The following is a 24,929-nucleotide window of genomic DNA, read 5'->3' as shown; positions in this document are numbered from 1 at the left end:
GCCGGCTACGGCCCCGTGCCGCCTGGTGCGCGGGGTACGCTCGGTGTCAGCCACCGGGGCCGGACTGGCCCCCGTTGGCGGAATTCTTCAGCTCGCGCTCGAGCCGCTCGATGTCCTTCTTCACGCCCACGTTCGCGAAGAGCTGCAACGCGCGGCGCAGGTGGTCGAGTGCCTTCGCCGGGTCGGACGCCGCCAGGCCGTAGCCGATGGCCTTGTGCAGCTTCGCGCGCACTTCATCGGGCATGTCGCATACGACGGTCAGCCATTCGATCTCGAGCAGCGGCTCGACCTGGATCGGATCGCCCGCCCGGTTCGCACGCAGCGCGGCTTCGGCGAATTCCTCGACCAGCAGGCACGGTGTGCTGCGCTTGTACTGGTCGGGCAGCGCGAGCTCGTGGCGTACCGCGTACGCGCCGATCTCGAGCGCGCCCCGGAAGTCGCCGACGTCGATGCGCCAAACCATGATCGTCATCAGCACGTCGTCCTGGGCGCCTGCCGCGCCGTCCAGCACGCCGGCGACCCACGCGTCGTATGCGGGCAGAAACTGCCGCTTCAGGTCGGCCTTGCGCTCGAGCGACTCGACGGCCTTCAGCGCGCGGCGGTGTTCGTCGAGCTGCGCGAGCATCAGCGTGTACGCCGAGTCGTCGCGCAGCCCGCCGACACTCGTCGGCGTACCGCGCGCAGCCGTGGCCGCGACGGTGCGCTGGAAGTGTTCGCGGAACGGGTTCGTCATGCGCCACCCTGCGGAGCAGCCGGGGCAGCGTCGACGAGCTGGATGTCCTCGACCACGCAGCCTGCGCCGTACTGCTCGATCACGTACGCGTCGTTCGAGCTTTCATAGTTCTCGATGCGATCGCGCTCGGGCACTTCCTTCAGCGAGCGCCGGCGCGCACTGATTTGCCAGTAGATCGACAGGTTGTCCAGGCGCGTGACCATCAGCGCATGAGCTGGGAAGTACGGAACGCTGACAGCCGGCAGGTTGCCGATACGCTTCTGCGAGACGACGATGTCGGTTGCGAGCGTTTCGGTCGACGGCTGCGCCTGGTTGATGAGCGGGAAATACTTGTCCTGGAGCAACTCGCGGCCGCAGATCACGACGAGATTCGGGTCTTCGGCGTACCACGGGTCGAGGAACTCGTTGCGCGCGAGCGAAACGACCGCGTCGAGATTCTTGAATTCCTCGCCCTTGCCGATCTTCACGCCCGAGAACACGCGTTGTTTCGCGTTGTTGCGGTACTGCTGCAGCCAGCCGATGTTCACGTCCTGCAGCAGCGGGTTCGCGTTGAGATCGGTGTCGGCCGCAACCTTGACGCCGTTCCAGCCGATCATGATGCGATCGAGCGCTTGGCGCACGATGATGGAATCGCGCACGCGCGCCTGAAAATCCGGGAACTTCGCCCACGCGTCGAGCTGCTGGTAGCGAATATGGGTGTCGTAGTCCGTCTTCTCGCAGCGATATTTCTGGTTGTCGAGTGCCGAGACGTCGCGAGTCTCACGCGCGCGCTTGGTCGTATCGGTTCGGCTTGCGATCGGCCCGGACACGCCGAGGCCGATCTTCTCGCCTTCCATTTCCTCGACGCCGTGGATGTTGATGCGGCCGAGGAAGCTGCTCGATTCCTGAATTTTGGTTTCGAGCGTTTGCTGCACGCTCGGCACGACCGAAAACTTCTTCGTCGCATCGCCGACGCCGTTCAGTTCCTGGATGCGGGCCAGGTACCGGTTGTACTGCTCGCGGGTAGTGTTCCGCATGGGTTCTCCGTCTTTAGAAAATGGGATGAGGGTCGGTTAGCAGTCGGTCTGCGCCCCGCTGTCGCTGCCCGTCGACATCGGCCGCTGTTGCTCGCTGCTGTCGGTACGCGACAGCTTCTGGACCAGGTCGCTGTGGCGTTTGTCGCCGTCCTTCTGCGCCCGCTTCAGTTCATCGAAATTCGTGTTGAACTTCTCGAGCTGCTCGAGCACCTGGCTCTGGCTTTCGGCGAGCGCGACGACCGATTGCGACAGGTCGGAAAAACGCTGGTCGTCGGAGGCTTCCTTTCGGTTCAGCAGGCCGCGCACTTTCGAGAACAACGACTTGCCTGCGTCGTTGGTGCGCGGTGCGTCGTCCTCGATCTCGATGTCGGCTTCGACGGCAGCGCTGAACAGGTTTTCCGGGCGTTGCTTGCGCGTGTCGAATGTCTTGTGCTTCGCGCTGAAGGCGAGCATGTCGGTGCCGAGACTCGCCGGGTTGTCGGTGACGGCCAGGCCGACCAGGTACGCCGCGCCGGTGTCGGCGAAGTCCGGGTCGACCTCCATCGACGTGTAGACCTTCTGGCGTTGCTCCGTGGTCATTGCGACCAGGTCTTTCGTCGGGGAGAGCTGCGCGAGCAAACGCATCTTGCCGTCTTGCTCTTCGGCCTTGAGTGCGATCACGTCGCCATACGCGCGGAACGTGCCATCCGGGGTGTAGCCGCGAATGTGTTCCATGTTGATGCGTGCGCCGTACGTCTTCGGGTCGTAGCTGCTCGCCATCTGTTCGAGCATCGCGCGATCGATCGTGCGGCCGTCCGTCGTCGCGCCTTCGGTCGCGATCCGGAAAAACTTCGTCTTCTTTGCGTCCTGTGCCATGTGCGAATCCGCTGAGAGGGGGCTGTGTTCAGGGATTCCAGTTTCGGCAGTTCGATCCGGCGTCGCAACGCATGTTGGTTGTGCACGCAACCGATACAACCGTATGCAGTAGGGCCTACGCGCGCGCGTCGGTAGCCTTGCTGCATGACTGCACTTCCCATCGATTCAACCGACGTTGATCCACGCCGACGCGCACGCGACCTGTACTGGCAGGGGTATCGCATCGCGCGCATCGCCGAGCTGCTCGGCGCGAAGCCGGCCACCCTCTATAGCTGGAAAAAGCGTGATGGATGGGACGAAACAGAGCCGGTCGATCGCGTCAACATGACGATCGAAGCGCAGTTGATCAAGCTGGTGACGAAGGAGGCGAAGGAAGGGCGCGACTTCAAGGAGATCGACCTGCTGACACGTCAGCTCGACCGGTTGCGCTCGAGACCAGCGAACGATGCAAAGGTGAGCGAATCCGGGGGCGGTGGCGGCACGCGCCGGTCACGCAGCTCGGACGATCGCAACGCCTTCAGCGATGAGCAGGTCGAGAAGCTGAACGACGCGTTTCTCGAATCGATCTTCGACTATCAACGCACCTGGTATCGCGCGGGCTTCAAAGAGCGGATTCGCAACATCCTGAAGAGCCGCCAGATTGGCGCGACCTGGTACTTTGCGCGCGAAGCGCTGCTCGATGCGCTGAACACCGGCCGCAATCAGATTTTTCTGTCGGCCAGTAAGGCGCAGGCGCACGTGTTCCGCCAGTACATCGTCCAGTTCGCGAAGGATGCGGTCGGCGTTGAGCTGCGCGGCGATCCGATGGTGTTGCCGAATGGCGCGACGCTGTACTTCCTCGGCACGAACGCGCGCACCGCGCAGAGCTATCACGGCAACCTGTATTTCGACGAGTATTTCTGGGTGCCGCGCTTCCAGGACCTGCGCAAGGTTGCGTCGGGCATGGCGATCCATTCGCAGTGGCGGCAGACGTATTTCTCGACGCCGTCGAGCCTCGCGCACGATGCGTATCCGTTCTGGTCCGGGGCACTGTTCAACCGCGGCCGTCCGAAGGATCAGCGCGTTTCGATCGATATCTCGAACGCGGCGCTCGCGGCCGGGCGCACGTGTGCAGACGGCCAGTATCGGCAGATCGTGACCGTCGAGGATGCCGTGCGCGGAGGCTGCAACCTGTTCGACCTCGAGCGCCTGAAGCTCGAATACAGCGCGGACGAATACGCGAACCTGCTGCTGTGCCAGTTCATCGACGATTCGCTGTCGGTCTTCCCTCTGGCGACGCTGCAGACGTGCATGGTCGACACCTGGGAAGTGTGGGACGACTTCAAGCCGCTGTACATGCGCCCGTTCGGCGACGAAGAAGTGTGGATCGGTTACGACCCGTCGCACACGGGCGACAGCGCGGGCTGCGTCGTGTTGGCGCCGCCGAAGTATCCCGGCGGGAAATTCCGCGTGCTTGAGCGGTTCCAGTGGCACGGCCTGGACTTCGAAGCGCAGGCCGCGAAGATCGAGGCGCTGACCAGGCGCTACCGCGTGACCTACATCGGCATCGATACGACCGGGATCGGGCAGGGCGTCTATCAGCTCGTCACGAAATTTTTCCCGGCCGCGACGGCGTTCCACTACTCGGTCGAGATCAAGACAGCGCTCGTGATGAAGGCGCAGAACGTGATTCGCAAGGGCCGGCTCGAATTCGACACGGGTTGGAAGGACCTCGCCGCATCGTTCATGGCGATCAAGAAAACCATCACGCCGAGCGGCCTGCAGGTCACGTACAAGGCAAGCCGATCCGAAGAGGCGAGCCACGGGGACCTGGCCTGGGCGTGCATGCACGCGCTCGCCAATGAGCCGCTCGAGGGCGCCACGGGCACCAATACCGGATTCATGGAGATTTTTGATGGCAGGTAAGTATCGACGCGGCGCCGGGCGCCGCACGCATAGCCGCGCCGAGCCGGCAGCCGATTTGACGTCGGCGCCGGCGCCGGCGCCGCGCGCAGAGGCTTTTTCGTTTGGCGATCCGATCGAAGTGATGGATCGGCGCGAGCTGCTCGACTACGTCGAGTGCATGCGGATGGGAAACTGGTATGAGCCACCGCTGCCGCTCGACGGGCTCGCGCGCTCGTTCCGGGCCGCGCCGCATCACAGCTCGGCCATCTACGTGAAGCGTAACATCCTTGTGCAGTCGTACATCGAGCATCCGCTGCTGTCGCGGGCCGACTTCAGTCGATTCGTGCTCGAGTACCTGGTCTTCGCGAACAGCTACCTCGAGCTGCGCACGAACCAGCTCGGCAAACCGATGGCGCTGAAGTCGTCGCTTGCGAAGTACACGCGGGTCGGCGTCGAGCCGGATCAATACTGGTTCGTGACGAACGTGCGCGAGCCGTATGCGTTCCCGAAGGGCGCGGTCTATCACCTGTACGAGCCAGACCTGAACCAGGAGATCTACGGGCTACCCGAATACCTGTCGGCGCTGAACTCGACCTGGCTGAACGAAAGCGCGACGCTGTTCCGCCGGCGCTACTACAAGAACGGCAGCCACGCCGGCTTCATCATGTATATGACCGATGCGGCCGAGCGTCAGGAGGACGTCGACAATCTGCGTACGGCGCTGAAGAACGCGAAGGGGCCGGGCAACTTCCGGAACCTGTTCATGTACGCGCCGAAAGGGAAGAAGGACGGCATCCAGCTCCTGCCGATCGGTGAGGTCGCGGCGAAGGACGAGTTCTGGAACATCAAAAAGGTGACTGTCGAGGATCAGCTCGCGGCGCACCGCGTGCCGCCACAACTGATGGGGATCATCCCGTCGAACGCGGGCGGCTTCGGTGACGTGGAGAAGGCGGCCGGGGTATTCAATGGCCTCGAGATCGAGCCGCTGAAGGCGCGGCTCCGGGAGCTGAACGACTGGATCGGGACCGAGGTCGTGCGGTTTAGAGACTTCGAGATGCCGAAGGGCTGACGCCCGAGCGCACACCAGGCAAAGCAAGCCGCCGGGCACTTCGGTGCCGGCGGCTTTTTTTGCGTCTGTCGATCGTGCAAGGTCGGGGCGGATTAGGGCGCCTCAGAGCGGCTGCCGCCTGGATGCACCCTAAGGGTCGGGCGAGCCCGCCGCAGGGCCGTGGCGGGCCGCTTGACGCGTCGGAGGCACCGTTCCAAGGGCCGGACCCTGCCCCGGAGGTGACGATCTAGACCCGGCGCGCGCAGTTGTGACCCCGCCCCACCTGCCCGCCAAAACGAACGGTTTTTATGCACTCATGCACCCGGCGTTCGGGGCCGCCTGGCGTGGGTGACACGGGAGGCGGCGGGCCGATTCTTCTATGCAAATTTATGCGCCTTGGTTACGCAGTCTCGCCTTCATCTTAGTCTGACGAGGATAGTGGCGAGTCCGCATCACCTGCTCGCAGAAATGAACAGTTTTTACGCACTCGTGCGCGAGTCCCTCTAGGCCGTCCAGCGAGTGCCGCGCCGGGCTGGGGTCATGCAGTCGTCTAGTTGGTCTGTTGCGGTGCCGCGTATCGTGGTCCTGTCTATACAGAGTTGTTGGAGCCGCCGTGGTGCTCAGCTGCGATTCACCCCTGCCTAACTAGGGCGGTGGGAATCCCAGTTAAAGACACTATTCGATCGTGGAAGTCCTGAAAGTCATCTCCGCTTGCTTTTGCCAAATCTGAGATTTTATAAAAGCGATTTGTGCTAGGGGATTCGCGGCGCGCCATTTGGAGATCCATTTTGTCGACGTTTACGACGGTCCAGCATTCGGCAAATCCGCTTGCTTTTGCTTTTTGGTGGCTTTTCTCTGCCTCACCTACGCGATTGTGAATATTCGAAAAATCGGACCCGGCCTTGACTTCGATTGCGATGAGCTGCCTAAAGCTGCTGGCTCGCATTTCCTCCCGAATAATAATGTCGGGGTCGGCGGCAAACTCGATTAAAACCCTTCTGCCGGCCGCATTTTTAACTTCGATACTCGTATTGCTGATATTGACAACCGATTTTTCGACTATCTCGTGAATTGCGTTGAATACTGTTCTGATGCCGGCGGTTCCTTTACGAACGTTTGCACCGCCGCGCAATTGCGGACCCAGCGTGAGCAGTGTCAGGTCGTCGAGCAAGGCGGCATTCACGCTTGCCGTGCCAATGCCCGTCAGTAGTAACGCCCCGGCATCGCAGAGAGCTGAGCATGCGTCGGGCAGCGCCTCTGCGCTCGCCGCGCTAAGGGTGCCACGCTCTTCCATAAGTTTCAGCCGTGAATATCCGGTAGCAGAAGTGTAAAACTCCTTCTGACTATAGCCATACAGCAGGCGATAATATCCCAATAACCGCGGTGTGGTCGAAAGCACGATTGGAACTGGAAAAACCATCTCTCCCCGCAACCCTTGGCTAGCCAATTGCGCCAATGCATGTTTCGGTACGAAGCGCGCAAGCTCGTTGTCGATGTCAGGGATCGACAGGGAGCGTACAGTTTCGCGTAGTGCCTCTTGTAACGTATGCTCGCGTATTTCCCGCAATGACGCGGCGAAAGCAATTTGCAAATCAGGTTCCGGCGCTGAAAACGTGATTTTTGAATCGCGCTCACTGATTGACGAGGTATCGGCGCCTGAATCTTCTGCTTTTTTTGTCATGCGGCCACCCGAACCACTGAAGATTCGTCAGCGGAAAGCCGCTCGACCGCGAGAGAAACGTACTCGGGGTTTAGTTCGATCCCGACATAGCGTCTCCCGGCCTGTTGAGCAACTAGGCCCACGGTGCCGGCCCCGAAAAATGGATCCAAAACGAGATCGCCTGGACGGGTCGATGCACGAATGCAGGGCTCGACCAATTTGGGAGGGAACGTAGCAAAGTGCGCCCCAGCGAACGCTTGAGTATTTATGTTCCACACCGAGCGACAGTTCCGACCGTTGGGTTCCAATACAGCCTCGCGATCGTAAAGATATCGTTCACTCTTGCTGAACATGAAGACATACTCGTGAGCGCGCGTTGGCCGGTCTTTTACGCTCTCAGGCATAGCGTTCGGTTTGTTCCAAACGATGTCAGCCCGGAGATACCAGCCATCATCCTGAAGTGCAAAAGCGAGCCGCCACGGAATCCCCATGAGATCCTTTGGCTTCAAACCTTCGGGTGTGTCTGGACGAACCGCCATGGCTCTCGCGGGGTTCTTCTTATCGGGAGCGCGCCAGCCGCGATTCCCGCTGGTGTATCCATCGCCGATATTCAGCCATAGAACGCCATCGTCTTTCAGAACACGTCGAACTTCGGCAAAAACTGCCTGCAGTCTATGTATGAACTGCGGTAGGGTTTGCTCTAGACCGATCTGGTCGGCAATGTTGTAGTCGCGTAAGCCCCAGTACGGTGGCGAGGTCACGACGCACTGAACACTAGAGGAGGGTAGGCGTTGAAGGACGTTGAGTGCGCTGCCTTCAAATATAACGGAGTCGTCGAGCCGAAGCGGCTCCGGGTTGCGAATTTTTGCCGTGCGCATCGAGAATTTTGGGCAGAGTTGATCCAGCGATGCCGAATCATACAACGCACGGTCCGCGTCGGGCCTCTCAACTAATTCGGAGTGTTTTCTCTCGACGGCTTCGCGCGAGCGCGAGTTGCCTCCGAGCGTTAGTTGATGGCTCAGGGGCATGAGGATCGGCGCTTACCGGTGCAACGAGCAACTCAGGGGCGGACGCAATGAGGCTGCCTTACTCGTCCGGGTCACGCAGTTTGGGTGTTTTGTGCAGATCGGCCCAGTAGTCGGGGAGTTCGTCTTCGGGCACGTTGAAGCGATTGAGCCACGCTTCGCTCGCGATCGTCGTACTGAGGAGGGGCGCGGTGCTACTGACCGTGCCGTCCTGCAGGCTGTCGATCGTATCGGCGACGATGGGGCGCAGAGCCCGGTTCAGCAGCACATATGCAGCCGGCGGCTCCGGCGGATGCCCCGCGCCAACCGACACGCCGGCTTGAGGTTCTACCCCTGCCTGAATCAGCAGGTCGCCATCGCCGAATACGGATTTTCGATACCAGTCAGGGGGGAGCAGCATTTTGTCTGCTCCACCGGCGCGGCGGACGAGATCGGCGTCGATCACTGTCAGCCAGTCGACCGTCTTGAGCTTGTCGGTCAGGTCACGCACGCATGTGCGCCGTGGGCTCCCGACGTCGACCCCGGCCCCGTACTGCCGCGCCCAAAAATACTCGCTCGCTTCGTTTGGCTCCCGCCCCATCGGCGGTAGGTTGACCGCGTAACCGCCATGTCCGTGTACTGGCCGCAACCATTCCGCGAACTCGGCTAACAGCCGCTCGAACGCGCCAGGCGCGAGCTGCAGAAAGCTGCGCGGCACCGTGAACGACATCGCGTCGAGGCTGCGCTCAAACTTCGCTTCCCAGTCTTCGAGGCAGAACACGGCGAAATCGTAGAAGCCGGCCGCGAGCTTGTGATCCGCGCTGGTCGTAGTCGACACCAGGGCCGCATTGCTCGGAACGTGCTTCGCCAGGTCGGGAAAGCCAGGGGATTTGTCGAATGCGACGGGCGCCGCGCCTTCGGCGTAGAACCATCGCATCGGGCCGGCCTTCGGTGGATCGCGGCCTTCAGCCTCTGCCAGCGCCGTCTCGTACCTGGTGATGACGTCGAGATAGCGGTCGTAACATCGCACGAGCGACTTGCGCGTCGCCTCCGTGTAGCCGTTCCGGAAGTACAGGACGCCGCGCACGACAAACGCCGCGCCTACGATGCCTTTCTGATAGGGCGGCTCGAACAGTCCATACGGCAGGGTATCGCGGCGCTTCGGGTCATTGGCCCACGCAGCCAGTTCGTCTTTCGTCATGGTATTCAGGGGAACGCGAAACCGGGGACGCCCGGCGGAAGATGCGGAATCGGGGCAGGCATTGAGCGGTTCGGCCCGGCCGGACTGACGCCAAAAATCGACTCGACGTCAGATTGCGTTTGCGTCGATCGTGCGGGTTTTTCGTCCGGCTTGTCGTCGCCACATCCGCAGTCGGCTGGGCGCAGCGTTGCCACCTTTTTGTCGCTACCGGCGATTCGCACGTATGCCTCCCGTTGACGATCGCCGTACGAATCCTCGAACTTCATTTCGACGACGGTCTTGATATTCGACTGCTCGGGCGGCAGAGCAGGATTGCGCACGATCACGACGTCGGGTCGACGCGTTTGATCCAGGCCCGTTTTCTTCCCGTCGCGGTAGCCCTTCATGCCGCCCGGCCAATTATCCCGTATCCAGTCGACGACGGAATCAGGGCGCAGCGGCCGATCCTCTTCGGTCATGATCGGGACCGGAGGCGCTGGCGGTGTCGGGCTCATGTCGTAGCTGACCTCCGGCAGGTACTCGGTCGGCCCGCCGAACGTCGCTCGCGACGATTCGTTCATGGCGTCCAGGCGTTGAGCGACGCATGCTTGTCGGAGCGTCCGCGACCTCCCACGCTTGTCCACTCTTGTCTGGACGCCGATGCGCGCGCACGGGCACATCACCCCGCAGAGCACTTCCTTATCCTTTCCCGACAGGCGGCCGTCGAGCCCGACGAGGGTCGTGTTGCCGTCGCCCTTGCTCGCGCCGGCGGCCGAGCTGCGCGAATAGTCGGTCATGCCTTCGTGTCCGCGGTGCCTGTCGTGCCCGGCTGGCTGAACGACAGCGACGCGGCCTGTTGTGTATTCAGCCAATCCGTATGGCCGTTCGCATCCGTCATGCCGTGAATCGTCTGGCCGTCCGTCGACGTCACGGTGTACGGATGGTTTGCGATGGGCCGGCGCGTGTTGTCGTCGACAACCTGGAAGCGGCCGCGATTCGGGCCGTCGTTCTGCGGCACTACGCTCTTGCCGCCGCCGACCGGCGCGCCTGCGCCCGATGTCGGGGAGGCTGTTGCGCTGCTTTGCGACGCGATCAGCGTCGCACCACACGCAGTTACGTCGCCCTCGGACGCGACCGGCCGACCGTGGAACGTCATGTTCAAACCAGTCTTGATCTTGACGATCGGATAGAGGCCGCCGCAGCGTGGACATGAAACCATGTCGCCGAGCAGCGCGAGCGCCTTTCCGTCGACAGTGTTGGTCGTGTCGCTGGCAATTACGCGCCCACCGTGCGAGGTCGTGTCGCCATCCCGAATGAATGCGAAGCCCATGCTGAATCCTATGAAGAAACGTGCCGCCGAATGTAGCACGCGACGCGTGAGCCGTTCCCCTGTTGGGATTGACAGGTTTTTGAGATTGTCAAGTGATAGGAAGGGCTGCGGTCGAGCGGGGCGGATTGCTTCCGATCGGTGCAGTTCATCGCGACGATAGGCCGGACGGATGTCTCCGAAATGAGGAGTCGCGGCACGGTTGCGGTGAGCGGCGCGATGTGACGCGTTGCTCCAAGAAGAACGGCGCTCAATGAGCGCCGTTCTTGTTTCCACTGATGGAAGTGGATCGTTAGATCTGCTGCGTTACGGTTTGCGCCATTGGTCCGGCTTGCCTTGAGAGGTGTGCCGGACGCGCTCGACGAGTGGATCTTTCCCTTGATTCAACTCGCGCGCGCGTTCAATAGCTTCCTTCTGCGTGGGCAGCACGTCGCTAGCACGCTGCGAATTGGCACGCCGTACTGCGTAATCGCCTTGCGCCCGGCGCTCGACGAACAGTTTGTCTTTCGACATATAAAGCTCCTTGAGCATGTGCTCACAATTTCAGAGAGGCCCCCGGAAGGACAGGTGCCCTATTTATCCGGGAGCGTTGATGCAGCCCTTATTCCTTCGCTTTACGCACCTTAATCGGCCACGCTGCGATGCCGAACTTCCTGGCATCCAGCATTGCGCCCGACTTGGTGCGGCGGAAGCGGCGGAAGATGATGACGTAATCGTCGTCGTCTTTGCTGGTCATTTCCGTACCTATCAGAAATGCCTCTCCGAAATGGAACTTTTGCGCTTGCAGCAATCGAATTGGGTAACTACAATTCGCGTGCCTTCGACCGAAGCGCAGAAGAGGAAGCCGGAGGCTTTTTCGTCTTCCTTTTCACCCGAACGTCATTCGTGCGCCAACACGGATGACGTTTTTTTTACACCACGCCAGTGCGACGGAGCCGGTTCAGGCGGATACGGGCTGCCTCCATGGACACCCCGAACCGATTCAACAGCAGCGCCTCCGTCGTAAGGCTGTAGCGCACGATCTCGTCAAGCGGCATCAGGAACTCCGCCGCAAACTGGTTCGCTTGCCATTCTGAATCTTCATACGTCTTGATTTCTTGGCCAGGCACCTCGCGGTTGAGCGTTCTGCGATGCCCGAGGAGCGCATGACCCATCTCGTGGAAGACGGTGAAGACCGCGCGCGCGTCGCCTGCACACGCGCCCTTGTAAATCCGCTCCGTCAGATAAAGGGTCAGGCTTTCGGGAACCCAACACGCAAGCACGCCCCGCGGCAAAACCCCAGTGTCCTCGACCACATCGACCGTAATCGAGTAGCTGATCAATTGCTCGAGGAAGCGCCCCATGTTGGCAGGCCAACGAAAGCCGAGTGCCGCCCGCGAACGCGTCGCCACATCACGAATGTCTGCGATGCTTCGGGGCGACACCCGAAAGCCTTGTAACGGACCATGGCCGAACATTATTTCCCTCCGATCTTCATGAGCAGGGATTTAAGTTGTTCAATATCCACGGGGTCCACATCGCTCAACGAAGCGCGCGCGAAGCCCGCGACCATCATTTGATGTTCGTGCGTGAGGCCTTCCAACGAGACGGTCGCGTTCGAAACGTCCGCCAGCGGTTGCAAGGGCTCCAGCCGGACACCCCTTTCTTCAAAGTACTGCTCCGTTTTTGCGACTACCTCGGACGGAATCTTCTTCCGGCCCGTTTCCATAGCACTCAAATATGCTGCCGTGAACCCCAAAGTGGTCGCCATTTCGGAAAGCGTGACATCTGCATCCAGCCGAGCCTTCCTTACGGCTTTGCCGAACGGTGTGATCGCCATATCTTTCTCCGGTTTCGGTAACGACGTTATCCTTATTGTGGAGAAAGCTTAACCGATTTGGTTAAGCTTCGCAACCTGTAGTGAAGAAACAACGGGCCAATGCGGTTGAACGGCCGGCGCGCGGAGTGCCTAGGTAGCGAGGTAATGGATGGAGGCGTGTCGGGCCGGTGCAGCCAAATTGCAGCTTGGCCGGCGTGGATTGGCCTTGATTGGCCTTGTGCAGCCTAGGAGAAATAGCATGAGTGATCTACACGACAACTCGCTGGAACGTCCGGAGCGCCTGCTGCGCTTCGCAGAGGTTCGCGCCCGCATTGGTTTGTCCAGGAGTGAAATCTATCGGAGGATCGGCGCGGGAACATTTCCGGCTGGTGTCAAGCTAGGTGCTCGAGCCGTGGCGTGGCGCGAATCCGCCATCGAAGATTGGATTCGTGCTCTCAGGTAGATTTGCTGCGTGTAAGTCGTAAGTGTCGAGGCGTTTCCAATATGAATTCGATCCTTGCCAGACAAGGCGGGGAAGGGAGCGAATGCGAGTATTTTGGAAACGCGTAAGTGCGCTAGTCCATTGTAATTGTTGAGAATTTCGACTGCTTTGTAATCATCAGGTGGCGGGTTCGAGTCCTGCAGCCGGCACCATATTGAATGAAGGGCCGGGAGATTCTGTCTCCCGGCCCTTTGTTTTTTCTGCTCCGCTGGGCGACATATGTGATGCGGGCCGCATGCTTGCTTCGTGAGCCGCCGCGCATCCGCCCGATTGCCGCCGCGCATCGCTAAGCGATGCCGTTGCGCTGCAGCCAGTCTTGAAGGCTGTGCCTGCATACCGATGTCCCGCTTTCGAGCAGGTCGAGGCTGCGGTCGTCCGACTCCATTCGGTAGATGCCACCGGAAAGATCGGCATCTTCACCGAGCGAGCGGCGAAGGAATGCTTCGTCGAACCAGAATTCGTTTTCGGCTTTCGGTGAAACAACGACCACCTTGATGATTGGCTGACCGTGCGGCAGCGCGTCATGCCGATCGATCAACGCTGCCATAGCTGGTGATGTGCACGAACCGAAACCAATCCCGTGGATGTCACACTTGACGAACGAGCCGTCCACCGTCGCATTGTCGGCGACGATCGCCGTGTCGAACGCGCGTGACACGGGCGTCGGCGAGTGCGGTCGTTCGCCTGAACGGACGAGCAGCTCGTCCAGGCAATCCGGGCAAACGTACTCGCACGCCCGATCGAGCAACGCGAACTTACGCAGTTCGGTGACATGCGCGACGCCGTCGACATGATTGGCCACGACCGCGTGCTCGTCCAGATCCGCGCGAGTCATCCACGCAGTACGGCTGCGTTTGGGCCGATCCAGCGATAGCCGCACCAATTCATCGGGCTCGAATTGTCCACGTTCGCGAATCCGGTCGCCAATGCGTTTCGCTGCCGAGATGAAGGGCCGGACGCCGTGCCTCGCGCTCAATGTTGGAGATCTCACCTGTCGTTACCTCGTCATTGGTTGTCTTATGCGCGACCGAGCGCCAACGCCGATCACATCTGCCTGAAGTTGACGCACGCGAACGCGGGCAGCGCGGCCGGGTCGCGCAGCAGCCGCGGCGCGGCGCTGGCAGGCGGCTGAGGGACTGGTGAAGGATCGGACGTGGCTCGCATGGTGGGTGAAGGTGGGGGCGCGATGCGTATGGCGTGACCTTAGCCCTGGGCAGGCCGGTTGCGCTCACGGTGCGACGAGCGGCGCGCAGCTTCGACGAAGCGCATCGGCTACCGACGGCTGGCCGGTTTCCGTCACGAGTGTAGTGGAACGTCAGACGGAAAGACACCGGCTGGTGCCGGCTTCGCTTCGTGCGGGATTTACCCGGCAGTCATCGCCGCGACGTGCAACTCGTTCGCGAATTCCGGCCGCCCGTCTCAAGCCGCATCGCGTGTCGGGGCTGCGCGGTATGGTGTCGGCGTGCCCACTCCGATCAGGCGACTTCGCCCATATCCGCGCTCCTTCATCTGAAGCCTTACGTGTACGTGATGTTCTGCGTGCTGCCCTACATCAGCATCAAGCGCTGTTTCCCGCGCGCCTGCCGTGGGCGACGACGAGCGGCTTCGCGATGCTGTCGTTCGCGGGATGGGGCGTGCTCGTCGGGATGACGCTCGGGCGCGCGCTGAACGTGGTCGTGCGCTGCATGCGCCATGCGAGCGGATCGAGTCGCGGCGGGTTCCCGTATTCGGTCGATTCGTGATGCCGTTCGCCGTCGCCAACCGGATCTGCATCGACCGCAAACGGCACGTGACGCGCGCAGTTTTGCCCCCGTTTTGCTGTCACGGCCGCGTCACGGCGCGCACATAAGGTTGCACGTTCCCGTCGCGGCGGCATCGCCGGACGAAAGCCGTGCGCAACCTGCCCGTGACGACGTGCCCGCGTCGCAGGCCGGACAACCGGGATCTCGCTCCCGGCCGCGCAGCGGTCATGCATCGCGCCATTTCATTCGAAAACACGATCGACGCCGGTTCGAACCGGATCGCGGACGATCAGGAGACAAGGACCATGCTGAGTCCGCATGAATTCTCGATGCTGTTGCGCATTGCGCGTGCGCCGGACAGCGTCGATCAATCGAATCCGGCCTTCGCCGTGCTGGTCGAGAAGCGTCTGGTCGACGATACGCAGGCGCGCATGAGCGCCGTGGCGGCGCGTCCGGCGCTGACGCCGATCGGCCAGATGCTGCTGGCGCGCTTCGACGAAGCGGCTTGAGGAGGCGCGTCACGCGTTCATCGAAATGAACGGCGTGACGCGTTGAAACGCCGGGCCGCTTATTGCGCGACCGGCACCGTCACGTCGCTGCCGAACCAGTGCATCGAGATCTTCTTCAACGTGCCGTCCTTGTGCAGCGAATCGAGCGCGTCGTTGATCGCCTTCTCGAACTTCGGATTGCCCTTGCGGAACGGGATCGCCATTTCCTGCTTGCCGCCATTCAGCACCGCACCTGCGCGCAGCGGCAGGCTCGACGTCTTGATCATGTACGGCAGCATCAGGCGGTCGTCGAGCGTCGCCTCGATCCGGCCCGCGGCGAGGTCGCGCAGCTTCTCCGGTGCGCCCGGATAGGTCTGCACCTCGATGCCCGGCACGGTGCGCGCCATCTGGTCGTAGTTCGTGCCGAGCGTCACGCCGAGCTTCTTGCCCTTGAAGTCCTCGAGCGACTTGAAGTTGCGCGTGTCGTCCTTGCGCTGGATCAGCTGCGCGGCCGAGTACGTGTACGGCTGGCTGAAGTCGAGCACTTCCTTGCGCTGCGGCGTGATCGTGACCTGGTTGACGATCACGTCGAACTTGCCGGCCTGCAGGCCGGCGATGATGCCGCTCCATTCGGTCGGGATGAACTGCGTCTTCACGCCGAGCTTGCCGGCAACCGCGTTCGCCACGTCGACGTCGAAACCCTCGAGCTGGCCGGACGTGCCGCGCGAGTTGAACGGCGGATACGTGCCTTCGAGGCCGACGCGCAGCACGCCGGCTTTCTTCACGGAATCGAGCAGGTCCTCCGCGTGCGCGGCGACGGCCGTGAAGCCGAGGGCCGACGCGAGCAGCAGGCCCGACAGCAGGAACTTCGAACGTTTCATCGCAGATCTCCAGTGTTCAGTGTCGTGTGGTGAGCGCCGGGTATCGGTCGGACCCGGGTGAGGCCGGAATACGGGCACGTAGACACTACTCGCAACCGCGCCGCGCCGGAAGTCGAATTGGCCCTGATTGCAATCGATTTCATCGGGCGGCGAGGGCTTTTTACGGCGAGCGGTCGGTCGTCGAGGTCCATGCATGAGGCTTCCGGCGCGTTCAAAAATGTGCTTTTGAATCAGGCTGCTTTTTGGGTTCGTGCAAAGTTTTGTCTGTAAAATCGCGCAAGCTGAATTTAATGCGGCGCCATCCGAGGGCGCGTCAAAAGAAGAAAAGGCCGTAGCCATGAACATGCAGAACACGATCGCCGCATTGCGCGGCGGGTTGCTTCAGCAGGACCGGTTGCTGAAGCTCGATACGCCCTTGGGGGCCAACGTCCTGACCGTGCAGCGGGCAGTCGGCCGCTCGCGGATCGGGCGCGCGTACGAATTCACGCTCGACGTGCTGTCGACCGATAGCGATCTGGAACTCAAAAAGCTGATCGCGCAGCCCGTCACGTTGTGGATCGAGCAGGGCGACCGCAGCTATCGGCCGATCAACGGATACGTGCATACCGCGCGCCGGTTGGGCGCCGACGGCGGGCTCACCACATATCAGCTCACGTTCGCCGATTTCACCCATTTCCTGAAGTTCCGTCGCGACCAGCGTCTCTGGAACGACACGACCGTCGACCAGATCATCAGCGACGTGCTGAACCAGCATCCGCAGGCGCAGGGCCATTTCCGCTTCGCGCTGTCGAAGCCGCTGCCGAACCGCTCGTACACGCGCCAGCACGACACCGACTGGCATTTCGTGCATCGGCTGATGGAGCACGAAGGGCTCTACTGTGCGTGGCAGCAGGCCGACGACGGCAAGTCGCACACGCTCGTGATCACCGACAATCTGCAGGCGTTTGCGCCGCTGTCGCCGGAGACGGTGAGTTTCTATCGTGGCGGTGCGACGAGCGCGGCCGACGCGTTTACGCAGTGGTCGGGCACGCGCACGCTGCAGAGCGTCACGCGATCGACGCGCACGTTCGACTACAAGAATCCGTCGCAACCATCGAACCCGAAGGGCACGTCGCTGCCGACGATGGCCGGCCAGGGCGAACTGCCCGATCAGCTCGAGGTGTACGAGTACACGGGCGCCTATACGTATCTCGACCAGTCGCGCGGCGACCACCTGACGAAGGTCAAGATGGAGGAATGGGAGTCGCAGGCGAAGCGCTTTCATGGCGCGGGCGGCGTGCGTGCGATCGATGCCGGCCGGCGCTTCACGCTGGCCGATCACCCCGAGCACGATCGCGATTCCGCCGATCAGCGCGAGTTTGCGGCGATCGAGGTGGCGTGGTGGATCGAGAACAACCTGCCGGTCGCGAGCGACAGCGCGGATTTTCCGTACAGCCTGCGCGAGGCGTTGATACAGGCACAGGACGGCTACGGCGCCGATCCCGCGTTTCGCGTGCCGCACCATGATGGATCGACCGGCTTCTATCTCGTCGAAGTCGAAGCGCAGCGTGTGAGCGTGCCGTATCGCAGCCCGTTCGAGCATAAGAAGCCGGAGATGCATCTCGAGACGGCGATCGTCGTCGGGCCGCAGGGCGAGGAAGTCTATACGGACGAGTTGAACCGGATCCGCGTGCAGTTCGTGTGGGACCGCCTGAACCCGGGTAACGAGAATGCATCGTGCTGGGTGCGCGTGGTGCAGTCCGATACCGGCGGCGGCTACGGCGGCGTGCACGTGCCGCGTATCGGCGAGGAAGTGCTGATCGATTATGTGGGCGGCGATTGTGACCGGCCCTTGGCCGTCGGACGCGTATACAACGGCGCGAACCAGCCGCAATGGCATAGCGACGGGATCCTGTCCGGCTACCGGTCGAAGGAGTATTCGGGCGGCGGCTACAACCAGCTCGTGATGGACGACGCAACCGGGCAGAACCGCGTGCAGCTGATGAGCAGCAGCGCGAACAGCCTGCTGCACCTCGGCTACATCATCGACCAGAGCGGCAATTCGCGCGGGTCGTATCTCGGCAGCGGGTTCGACCTGCGATCGGATGCGTATGGCGCGGTGCGGGCGAGCCAGGGCCTGTACGTGACTACGCACCCGAAGGCGCCGAACAGCCAGCCGCTCGACGTGAAGGAAGCGCAACAGCAGCTCGTGACGGGCGAGAGCCTCGTCGAAGCGATGTCGGGCGTGAGCGAGCAGCATGAGGCGGAAAGCCTGAAGGACGCGCAGGACACGATGCGCGCGTTCACCGATGCGACGCAGGACAGCAAGTCGGGCAGCGCGTCGGGCGGGCGCACGGCAGGCGGCGGCACGGGTAACGCGAACGCGTTCAAGGAACCGGTGATGCTGTTCGGCAGCCCGTCGGGGATCGGGATGTCGACGCAGCAGTCGGTGCACGTGGTCGCGAACGATCACGTGAACGTGGCGAGCGGGCAGAGCGTGCATGTGGCCGCAGGCAAGTCGCTGATCGGGAGCATCGGGCAGAAGCTGAGCCTGTTCGTGCAGAACGCGGGGATGAAGCTGTTCGCGGGCAAGGGCAAGGTGGAGATCCAGGCGCAGTCGGACAACATCGAGGTAACCGCGCAGAAGGCGGTGAAGGTGGTGTCGGCGACGGATCGGATCGAGATCGCGGCCGATCAGGGGATCCTGCTGACGAGCGGTGGCGGGTACATCCGCATTCAAGGCGGGAACATCGAGATTCATACGCCGGGTGCGGTCGATGTGAAGGGGGCGTCGCATACGTTCGCGGGTCCGGCGAGCATGGGGTATCCGTTGCCGAGTCCTAGGCCGGATCAGCCGGGGCAGTTGGAGCTGTTGCATACGTACGGGAACGGCCAGCCGGTGAAGGGTGGCTTGTTTTCGGTGTTCGATGCGAATGGCGGATTGCTGAAGAAAGGGGCGCTCGACAATAACGGGCACATGATCGTGAGCGGCCTGCCGCCGGGGGCGGTGCAGGTGAAGTTCGGGGAGGATCCCCGCTCGCAGGATCAGATGTCGAGCCGGTTCGATGTGGCGCCGTGGCCGGCCAATCCGGCACCGGCGACGGGGGCTGCGGAAACCGCGCAGGCACAGCTCGGGTCGTTCTTGCCTTCGGCGTGCGGCGCGGCCGGCACGTTGACGAGTTTGGCTGGCGCCGCGTCGCAAGGTGGTGCGGCGCTTGCGAAGGCTGCTATCGGCCAAGGCATGGGCATGGCTCAGCAAGCACTGGGAGGCATGTTGCCGGCGGGGGCATCGAATGCGCTCGGTGCTGCGAAAACGCTTGCGGGGCTGGCAAGCTCCGCGTCGCAGGGCGGTGCTGCCCTCGCGAAGGCAGTGGCTGGCCAGGGGCTCGGAATCGTGCAGCAAGCGGCGGGCAATGTGCTGCCGGCGGGCGCGCAGGCGGCCCTGTCGCAAGCCGGCCAGTTGAGTGCCGCTGCGCAGCAGGTTGGCGGTCTCGCGCAGACGGCGCGTGGCGCCGCAGCCGCGCTGAAAATGAGCTGAGCGTCGCCCCTTTCAAATACTCGAGAACAGAAAAATCATGACAGCTGCGGGCGTCCTTCAACCCAAACCTACCGATGTGTTCGTGTCTCCGATCATGAAGATCACGGAGGCCGACGTACAAGCCGGTATCGATTCATTCGACAAGTGGCTGATCAAGGTCAGCGGTGGCGTCGTCAACGTTGGCCGTCTGAAGACGGTCGCGGAGAACGTGCCGGTTCTGGCCAATATCTTTGCGGCAGTCGATGCGGTGCTCGATATCAAGGCAATGATCGAGCATGGCGACAAACCGATCGACATGTTCGACTGGGTCAACCTCGGTCTCGATCTGATCGGTGTCGTGCCGTTGCCGCCGGCCACGGCCGAGCTTAGGCTCGGCGCGCGCCCGGTGTTGAAGCTGATTCGACAGAAGGTCGTCGAGAGCGGCAAGGCGGTGGGCGAGGCCGCGTTCCTGGCGCTGCGCGATTCGATCATCTCGGCGATGGTGGCGAATGTGCAGGAGCGTTACGCGGGCGAGATCGAGAAATTCCTGAAGGTGATACGCGACGGGCTGAAGGAACTGCTCGAGCACTGCGCCAAGTTCATCGGCGATCTGATGAAGGCGATCGCCGATGTGTTCGCGCACGCAGCGGGGAAGAAGTACGAAGTCGGGCACAACGTGAAGTCGGCCGGGACGCATCTGAAGGGTGTCGGGGCGGCTATCGTTGCGTATGACGGCCGGAAGATTCTCGACAATATCGGTGGATTCCTCTCGGACGTTCGCAAGGTCGAGGGGAAGGTTGTTATCAACGCGGCGACGTCGGCCGCTGATCTGATCACCCCGGATTCGACGAAGAAGCTGCAGCTTTTCGCTGACGATATCTACAAGCGCATTCCGACGGTCCAGAAGTGCATTCGCGAGCTCGACGGGAACGATGCGGGCAAGATCGGGTGGATCATCACGATCGGTGAAGACGGCATGCGGAGCTGGCGCAAGCGCAATCCGAAGCCGCAGACGACGGGGATTCAAGAACACAAGACGGCGAAGGTCACGGAGCAGCGCGCGGAGCATCGAACAGAAGTGCTTCAAAAAACCACTGAAGCGCATCATCCGGGGCCGAATTGTTGCCTTACACATAGCCCGGTGAAGACGCCACCTGTCGCCACCCCGCGTTCGATCGGATTCGCACTCGGCGACGAGCAAATCAATCACGAGGATTTCACGATCGACGGGCCATTGCCTATTGTCTGGCAACGTACCTATCGATCGTTCTTCGACGCGAACGACGAGCATGGCGAATTGGGCGCGCGCTGGATTACGCCGTATACGACTCGTTTTGATATTGCCGCGGAAAAGCTCGTCTATCACGATGCCGCCGGACGAAGTATCGAATACCCGCTGCTCGGCCTCGGAAGTGCGCATGATGATCTTTCGGAGGGGCAGACGTTATTGAGGCTGGACGAGCAGTGGCTGACGGTGACGCGCGGGCATACTCTGCTCGAAGCGTACGAGCGGCACGGCAACATGTGCCGCCTCGCATTCGTCAAGGACCGCGCCGGCAATCAGGTGACGCTCGACTACGATGCGGAAGGGCGATTGCATCGCCTGATTGCATCGCACGTTCAGGTTGCGTTCCGACATGATTCGCGAGGGCGGATCGTTGGCGTCACTCATCATGACGCACAAGGCGAATACGTCGGCACGCTTGCGAACTACGAGTACGACGACCAGAACGATCTGATCGGGGCGACGGATCGCTATGGCAATCGTCGCGAATACCGTTATCGGCACCACCTCGTGACGCGATATACCGATCGCACCGGCCGAGGTGTGAACCTCGAGTGGAACGGCGACGGGCCGAAGGCAAAATGCTTCCGCGAATACGCCGATGACGGCAGCGATGAAGTCCGGCTCGCGTGGCATCCGGACTTCCGCATGGTCAGCGTGACTGACGCACTCGGCAATGTCACGCACCACTACTACGACAGCAAGGGTTATTCGTTCCGTGTGATTCACCCGGATGGTAGTGAAGAGTGGATGTATCGGGACGCCAACGACAAACTTGTTCAGTACATCCATCGCGACGGTACCGTCGAGCACATGGAATACGATGTGCGCGGCAACTTCGTGCGCCATCAACGTACCGACGGCAGCGTGGTCGAGATGGCGTATGACGAGAAGGACCAGCTCGTTCGTTTTACCGATCCGCTTGGGCACCCGTGGCTGCGTGAATATGACGATGCGGGGAACATGGTTGCGGAGGTCGACCCGCTCGATCACAAGACCGAGTATGCGTACGACGGGCGAGGCCTGCTTACCCGGATCAAGGATGCGAAGGGGGGCGTGAAAACCCTGAAGTACGACGACGTCGGCCAGTTGACCAGCTATACCGACTGCTCGGGCAAGACGTCGCATTGGGCGTATGACCCCCAGGGTCGCCTCTCGGAAGCGAAGGATGCATCGGGTGGGGTAACTGCCTACCGTTATGGTGCGAATGGCCAGCTAGTCGAAGTCGTGTCGCCGGCGGGGCGCGAACAGCTGAGCTACGACGCGGAAGGGCGTCTGCTGACCCATATCGATCCGCTGAACCGCAACACGCGTTACGGCTACGATGCGAGCGGGCGTATCAATATCCGTACCGATGCGTTGGGACAATCGCTGTCGTATCGCTATGACCGGCTCGGGCGGATCGTCGGGCTGACTAACCAGAATCACGCGAGTTACACGTTCCGCTATGACGCTACAGGTCGATTGATCGAGGAGATCGATTTCGACGGGAAGGCCACGCGCTATTCGTATGACGAGGCGAGCAGCCGTCTCGAGTCGGTCGACGAGGCGGGGCAGGTCATGACGATGTCCCACGATCGCGGTGGACGGCTTGATGGCCGGGCGGTCGGCGAGGAAGCGGAGCGTTTCTCTTACGATCCGCTGGGACGATTGATCGAGGCCAGCAATCGATATAGCCGCGTTCAACGGTTCTTCGACCCGGTCGGCAATCTGGTGCGCGAGCATCATGCTTACGACCTGTTCGGTTCGAGCCGGAGTTTCGTGTGGCATCACCAGTACGACGAAATCGGCAACCGCATCAGAACAGTCCGGCCCGACGGCCATGCTGTCGACTGGCTCACGTACGGCTCCGGGCACGTCCACGGGATGATGCTGGACGGCAAGGAACTCGTTCAGATCGAGCGTGACGATCTGCATCGTGAGACGTTGCGTACCTTGCCGAGCAAGATCGATCAACGCACGGCATACGATCGTGCGGGGAGGTTGGCGCAGCGGACCGTACAGCGTGCGAATGCACCCGCACCGCTTGCGGAGCGTCGGTATCGTTACGACGCGGCCGGCCAACTCGTGCAGATTGAAGACAATCGCAGAGGATTGACGGACTATCGTTACGATCCGGTCGGACGGTTGCTCGAATCGATCGGACCGGCTGGCAAGGAGCGGTTCGCGTTCGATCCGGCGAGCAATATCATCGACCCGGCGCGTATCGAATCACCTCGCACGGAGAGTCGGCCGAGTCCGGTACGTGCGGAGAGTACGTTGCCTGCGGAAGTGCCCAAGGTATTGGGCAACTTGTTGAAGCAATATGCAGGGGAGCATTTCGCGTACGACGCGCGGGGCAATCTCGTTCATCGGAGATCACCGGCGGGTGAGCAACGGTACGAGTGGAACGCGTTCAATCGGCTGACTGCAGCGACGGTTGACGAGGTCGCTCGCCGGAGCGAGTCGCGTTACTACTACGATGCGCTGGGCCGTCGCATTGCGAAAGAAGTGAACGGCGAGCGCACGGTGTTCGGGTGGGATGGCGATACGCTGGCGTATGAGAGTGGGGAGCAAGGCAGCACGCATTACCTCTACGAAGCGGGTTCGTTCGTGCCGATGGTGCAGTACGTGAGTGCGTCGGTAGAAGGGTTAGAGACGCCGTCACGGAGTGGGACCGATCGCTATGTGCCGGAAGACGATCCGTTGCAGCGGTTGCCGGAACGGGTTGGTGATGCGCATGCGTTCTATTACCACTGCGACCAGATCGGTACGCCGCAGTTGCTAACGGACGACGAAGGCGATGTGGTGTGGGAGGCGTCGTACAAGGCGTGGGGGGAAGCGCGGGAGGTAATTGCTCGTGCATCGAAGGCGGTGGGGATTACGCCGAGGAACTCGCTGCGGTTCCAGGGGCAGCAGGTTGATGAAGAAACGGGGCTGCACTATAACCGGTATCGGTACTACGATCCGAACAGTGGGCGGTTCGTGTCGAAAGATCCGATCGGACTGGCTGGTGGCATCAACGTGTTCCACTATGCACCAAATCCGATTGTGTGGATTGATCCGCTCGGTTTGCAAAAGAAGCCATCGGTTCCGCCGCATATATCACGGCAGAAGCAAGCAGGCCATGTGCTGGGCGAGCCCCAGTACGACAATCGAGTTAAGCAAGGGAAGCCAACTTCGTGTTTTTGTGATTGGGACGATGCAGTGCAGTATACAGATGAGGCTTGGAGCAAGGGTAGTCCCGTCCCGGGGCGCCCCAATGTACGAGACCACGATTTCAAGACGCCCATAGGTTTTGGCCCCAACGGAGGCACTCAAACTTCAGTGCGCGTTCACCAAGACAATGGAGGAAAAATACATGGACATCCCAAAGGCCCAGAAACCCCATGATTCCCATTTTGATTGGGAGAAATTCTCGCGTTCCGTGATCGAGTCGTACGGGAGTTTTGAGTCGCCGGACTACTCTTTCGCTAAAGTTTATTTTTCTAAGGAAAAATACCCTGACGTGATTCGATTTCTTGCGAAGAATTATGATTTTTCGGAGGATACGGAGCCTAATACCGACGTGAGTTACGGATATTTTGTGAGGGGTGATGCTGCGGATTTCATATTCCGGGTGTCAATTGTTGGTCCGTACTATTATTTATCGGAATTGTCGTCTGACGGAAGTCAAAAATCGCCGAGCATCGATTTGCCATCAACTGATTCTATGTGCCAGTTGATAAGTCGTATGAAGGAGATTGGTATGATTTTTACTCCAGTTGACGTGTTGAATAGAAGATTGATTTTTGGTGATCAATCGTCAAGCGTCTATTCGATTCTTTACTGTTACGAGGACGAGCCATCCTGGATAGGAGGTTAGAAGGAGGGGCGTCGCTTGTGAGCGCTTGATGCAGCAGGTCAACCTTGAAGAGACTCCTCACAGTCCTACTGCTGTAAGAGTGTCGCCAAACGGGCAGGGCTACGATGCGACTATGACGAGGGCTACGTTTTGTGCCACTGTCATAGCTCGCCGCCATTTTGGAAGGATGCAGGAGCGCGACGCCTA

General features: G+C 61.2%; 22 protein-coding genes. 8 read left to right on the top strand and 14 right to left on the bottom strand.

The annotated features are described in order from the left end of the window. Nucleotides 1-46: 46 nt before the first annotated feature. Genes DIE03_RS20075 through DIE03_RS20065 form a run of 3 tightly spaced genes read right to left on the bottom strand, consistent with a single transcriptional unit; the run spans nucleotide 47 to nucleotide 2,604 of the window. On the bottom strand, nucleotides 47-733 hold the full coding sequence (locus tag DIE03_RS20075) for a terminase endonuclease subunit (RefSeq protein WP_124453317.1): 687 nt from the start codon (nucleotides 731-733) through the stop codon (nucleotides 47-49). Further along, on the bottom strand, nucleotides 730-1,749 hold the full coding sequence (locus DIE03_RS20070; RefSeq protein ID WP_124453315.1) for a phage major capsid protein, P2 family: 1,020 nt from the start codon (nucleotides 1,747-1,749) through the stop codon (nucleotides 730-732). Before DIE03_RS20070 ends, DIE03_RS20075 begins: the two co-directional genes overlap by 4 nt. A 36-nt stretch (nucleotides 1,750-1,785) precedes the next feature. Then, nucleotides 1,786-2,604, bottom strand: a complete 819-nt coding sequence (locus DIE03_RS20065; RefSeq protein WP_124453313.1) for a GPO family capsid scaffolding protein — start codon at nucleotides 2,602-2,604, stop codon at nucleotides 1,786-1,788. A 144-nt stretch (nucleotides 2,605-2,748) separates the two neighbouring features. Between DIE03_RS20065 and DIE03_RS20060 the strand changes: the two genes are divergently transcribed. Then, nucleotides 2,749-4,509, top strand: a complete 1,761-nt coding sequence (locus DIE03_RS20060; RefSeq protein WP_124453311.1) for a terminase ATPase subunit family protein — start codon at nucleotides 2,749-2,751, stop codon at nucleotides 4,507-4,509. Then, nucleotides 4,499-5,557, top strand: a complete 1,059-nt coding sequence (locus tag DIE03_RS20055; protein WP_124453309.1) for a phage portal protein — start codon at nucleotides 4,499-4,501, stop codon at nucleotides 5,555-5,557. The genes DIE03_RS20060 and DIE03_RS20055 overlap by 11 nt, the downstream gene beginning before the upstream one ends. Nucleotides 5,558-6,167: 610 nt before the next feature. Here DIE03_RS20055 and DIE03_RS20050 read toward each other — a convergent pair. The 9 genes from DIE03_RS20050 to DIE03_RS20015 form a co-directional block, all read right to left on the bottom strand. Further along, nucleotides 6,168-7,217 carry an XcyI family restriction endonuclease gene (locus DIE03_RS20050; RefSeq protein ID WP_124453307.1) on the bottom strand — a complete coding sequence of 350 codons (1,050 nt, stop codon included), beginning with the start codon at nucleotides 7,215-7,217 and terminating at the stop codon, nucleotides 6,168-6,170. Continuing rightward, entirely contained in the window at nucleotides 7,214-8,074 is an 861-nt protein-coding gene (locus tag DIE03_RS20045; protein ID WP_100556631.1) for a site-specific DNA-methyltransferase, read from the bottom strand. Before DIE03_RS20045 ends, DIE03_RS20050 begins: the two co-directional genes overlap by 4 nt. A gap of 208 nt (nucleotides 8,075-8,282) precedes the next feature. Beyond that, nucleotides 8,283-9,401, bottom strand: coding sequence for a type VI immunity family protein (locus DIE03_RS20040; protein WP_124453305.1), 1,119 nt, complete (start codon nucleotides 9,399-9,401; stop codon nucleotides 8,283-8,285). Between the two features lie 5 nt (nucleotides 9,402-9,406). Further along, nucleotides 9,407-10,177: a VRR-NUC domain-containing protein gene (locus DIE03_RS20035; protein WP_124453303.1), complete on the bottom strand. Its 771-nt coding sequence runs from the start codon at nucleotides 10,175-10,177 to the stop codon at nucleotides 9,407-9,409. Continuing rightward, complete coding sequence (locus DIE03_RS20030; RefSeq protein ID WP_124453484.1) at nucleotides 10,174-10,710, bottom strand: PAAR domain-containing protein; 537 nt, start codon at nucleotides 10,708-10,710, stop codon at nucleotides 10,174-10,176. Before DIE03_RS20030 ends, DIE03_RS20035 begins: the two co-directional genes overlap by 4 nt. Before the next feature lie 303 nt (nucleotides 10,711-11,013). Then, a complete protein-coding gene (locus tag DIE03_RS20025; protein WP_260434922.1) occupies nucleotides 11,014-11,238 on the bottom strand; it encodes a DUF2188 domain-containing protein in 225 nt (74 codons plus the stop codon). A 70-nt stretch (nucleotides 11,239-11,308) separates the two neighbouring features. Continuing rightward, nucleotides 11,309-11,443 (bottom strand): hypothetical protein, encoded by a 135-nt coding sequence (locus tag DIE03_RS38800; protein ID WP_260434921.1) that lies wholly within the window; start codon nucleotides 11,441-11,443, stop codon nucleotides 11,309-11,311. A gap of 175 nt (nucleotides 11,444-11,618) precedes the next feature. Further along, the gene (locus DIE03_RS20020) at nucleotides 11,619-12,164 is read right to left on the bottom strand and encodes an ImmA/IrrE family metallo-endopeptidase (RefSeq protein ID WP_260434920.1); all 546 of its coding nucleotides are present in this window, start codon (nucleotides 12,162-12,164) and stop codon (nucleotides 11,619-11,621) included. Further along, a complete protein-coding gene (locus DIE03_RS20015; RefSeq protein WP_124453297.1) occupies nucleotides 12,164-12,526 on the bottom strand; it encodes a helix-turn-helix transcriptional regulator in 363 nt (120 codons plus the stop codon). The genes DIE03_RS20020 and DIE03_RS20015 overlap by 1 nt, the downstream gene beginning before the upstream one ends. A 238-nt stretch (nucleotides 12,527-12,764) precedes the next feature. Here DIE03_RS20015 and DIE03_RS20010 point away from each other — a divergent pair, with 238 nt between their 5' ends. Beyond that, nucleotides 12,765-12,968 (top strand): AlpA family transcriptional regulator, encoded by a 204-nt coding sequence (locus DIE03_RS20010; protein ID WP_124453295.1) that lies wholly within the window; start codon nucleotides 12,765-12,767, stop codon nucleotides 12,966-12,968. Nucleotides 12,969-13,293: 325 nt separating this feature from the next. Here DIE03_RS20010 and DIE03_RS20005 read toward each other — a convergent pair whose 3' ends face one another. Beyond that, on the bottom strand, nucleotides 13,294-13,983 hold the full coding sequence (locus DIE03_RS20005; RefSeq protein WP_124453293.1) for a hypothetical protein: 690 nt from the start codon (nucleotides 13,981-13,983) through the stop codon (nucleotides 13,294-13,296). 634 nt (nucleotides 13,984-14,617) lie between these two features. Between DIE03_RS20005 and DIE03_RS38795 the strand changes: the two genes are divergently transcribed. Together DIE03_RS38795 and DIE03_RS19995 are read left to right on the top strand one after the other, a co-directional pair. Continuing rightward, entirely contained in the window at nucleotides 14,618-14,749 is a 132-nt protein-coding gene (locus DIE03_RS38795) for a hypothetical protein (protein WP_260434919.1), read from the top strand. Nucleotides 14,750-15,054: 305 nt separating this feature from the next. After that, entirely contained in the window at nucleotides 15,055-15,258 is a 204-nt protein-coding gene (locus DIE03_RS19995; RefSeq protein WP_034189859.1) for a hypothetical protein, read from the top strand. Nucleotides 15,259-15,317: 59 nt separating this feature from the next. On the opposite strand, the gene DIE03_RS19990 is transcribed toward DIE03_RS19995, so the two are convergent. Beyond that, nucleotides 15,318-16,118 carry a transporter substrate-binding domain-containing protein gene (locus tag DIE03_RS19990; RefSeq protein ID WP_124453289.1) on the bottom strand — a complete coding sequence of 267 codons (801 nt, stop codon included), beginning with the start codon at nucleotides 16,116-16,118 and terminating at the stop codon, nucleotides 15,318-15,320. A gap of 337 nt (nucleotides 16,119-16,455) precedes the next feature. Between DIE03_RS19990 and tssI the strand changes: the two genes are divergently transcribed. Genes tssI through DIE03_RS19975 form a run of 3 tightly spaced genes read left to right on the top strand, consistent with a single transcriptional unit; the run spans nucleotide 16,456 to nucleotide 24,743 of the window. Next, the gene (gene tssI, locus DIE03_RS19985) at nucleotides 16,456-19,635 is read left to right on the top strand and encodes a type VI secretion system Vgr family protein (protein WP_124453288.1); all 3,180 of its coding nucleotides are present in this window, start codon (nucleotides 16,456-16,458) and stop codon (nucleotides 19,633-19,635) included. 37 nt (nucleotides 19,636-19,672) lie between these two features. After that, nucleotides 19,673-24,271, top strand: a complete 4,599-nt coding sequence (locus tag DIE03_RS19980; RefSeq protein ID WP_260434918.1) for an RHS repeat-associated core domain-containing protein — start codon at nucleotides 19,673-19,675, stop codon at nucleotides 24,269-24,271. Then, nucleotides 24,240-24,743, top strand: coding sequence for a hypothetical protein (locus tag DIE03_RS19975; RefSeq protein ID WP_124453286.1), 504 nt, complete (start codon nucleotides 24,240-24,242; stop codon nucleotides 24,741-24,743). Before DIE03_RS19980 ends, DIE03_RS19975 begins: the two co-directional genes overlap by 32 nt. Nucleotides 24,744-24,929 lie beyond the last annotated feature (186 nt).

Origin of the sequence: Burkholderia sp. Bp8992, from assembly GCF_003853705.1 — a bacterium.
In the GTDB taxonomy this organism is placed as follows: Bacteria; Pseudomonadota; Gammaproteobacteria; order Burkholderiales; family Burkholderiaceae; genus Burkholderia.
Note: the sequence above shows the minus strand (reverse complement) of the source record. Positions and strands in the feature narration are given on the sequence as shown.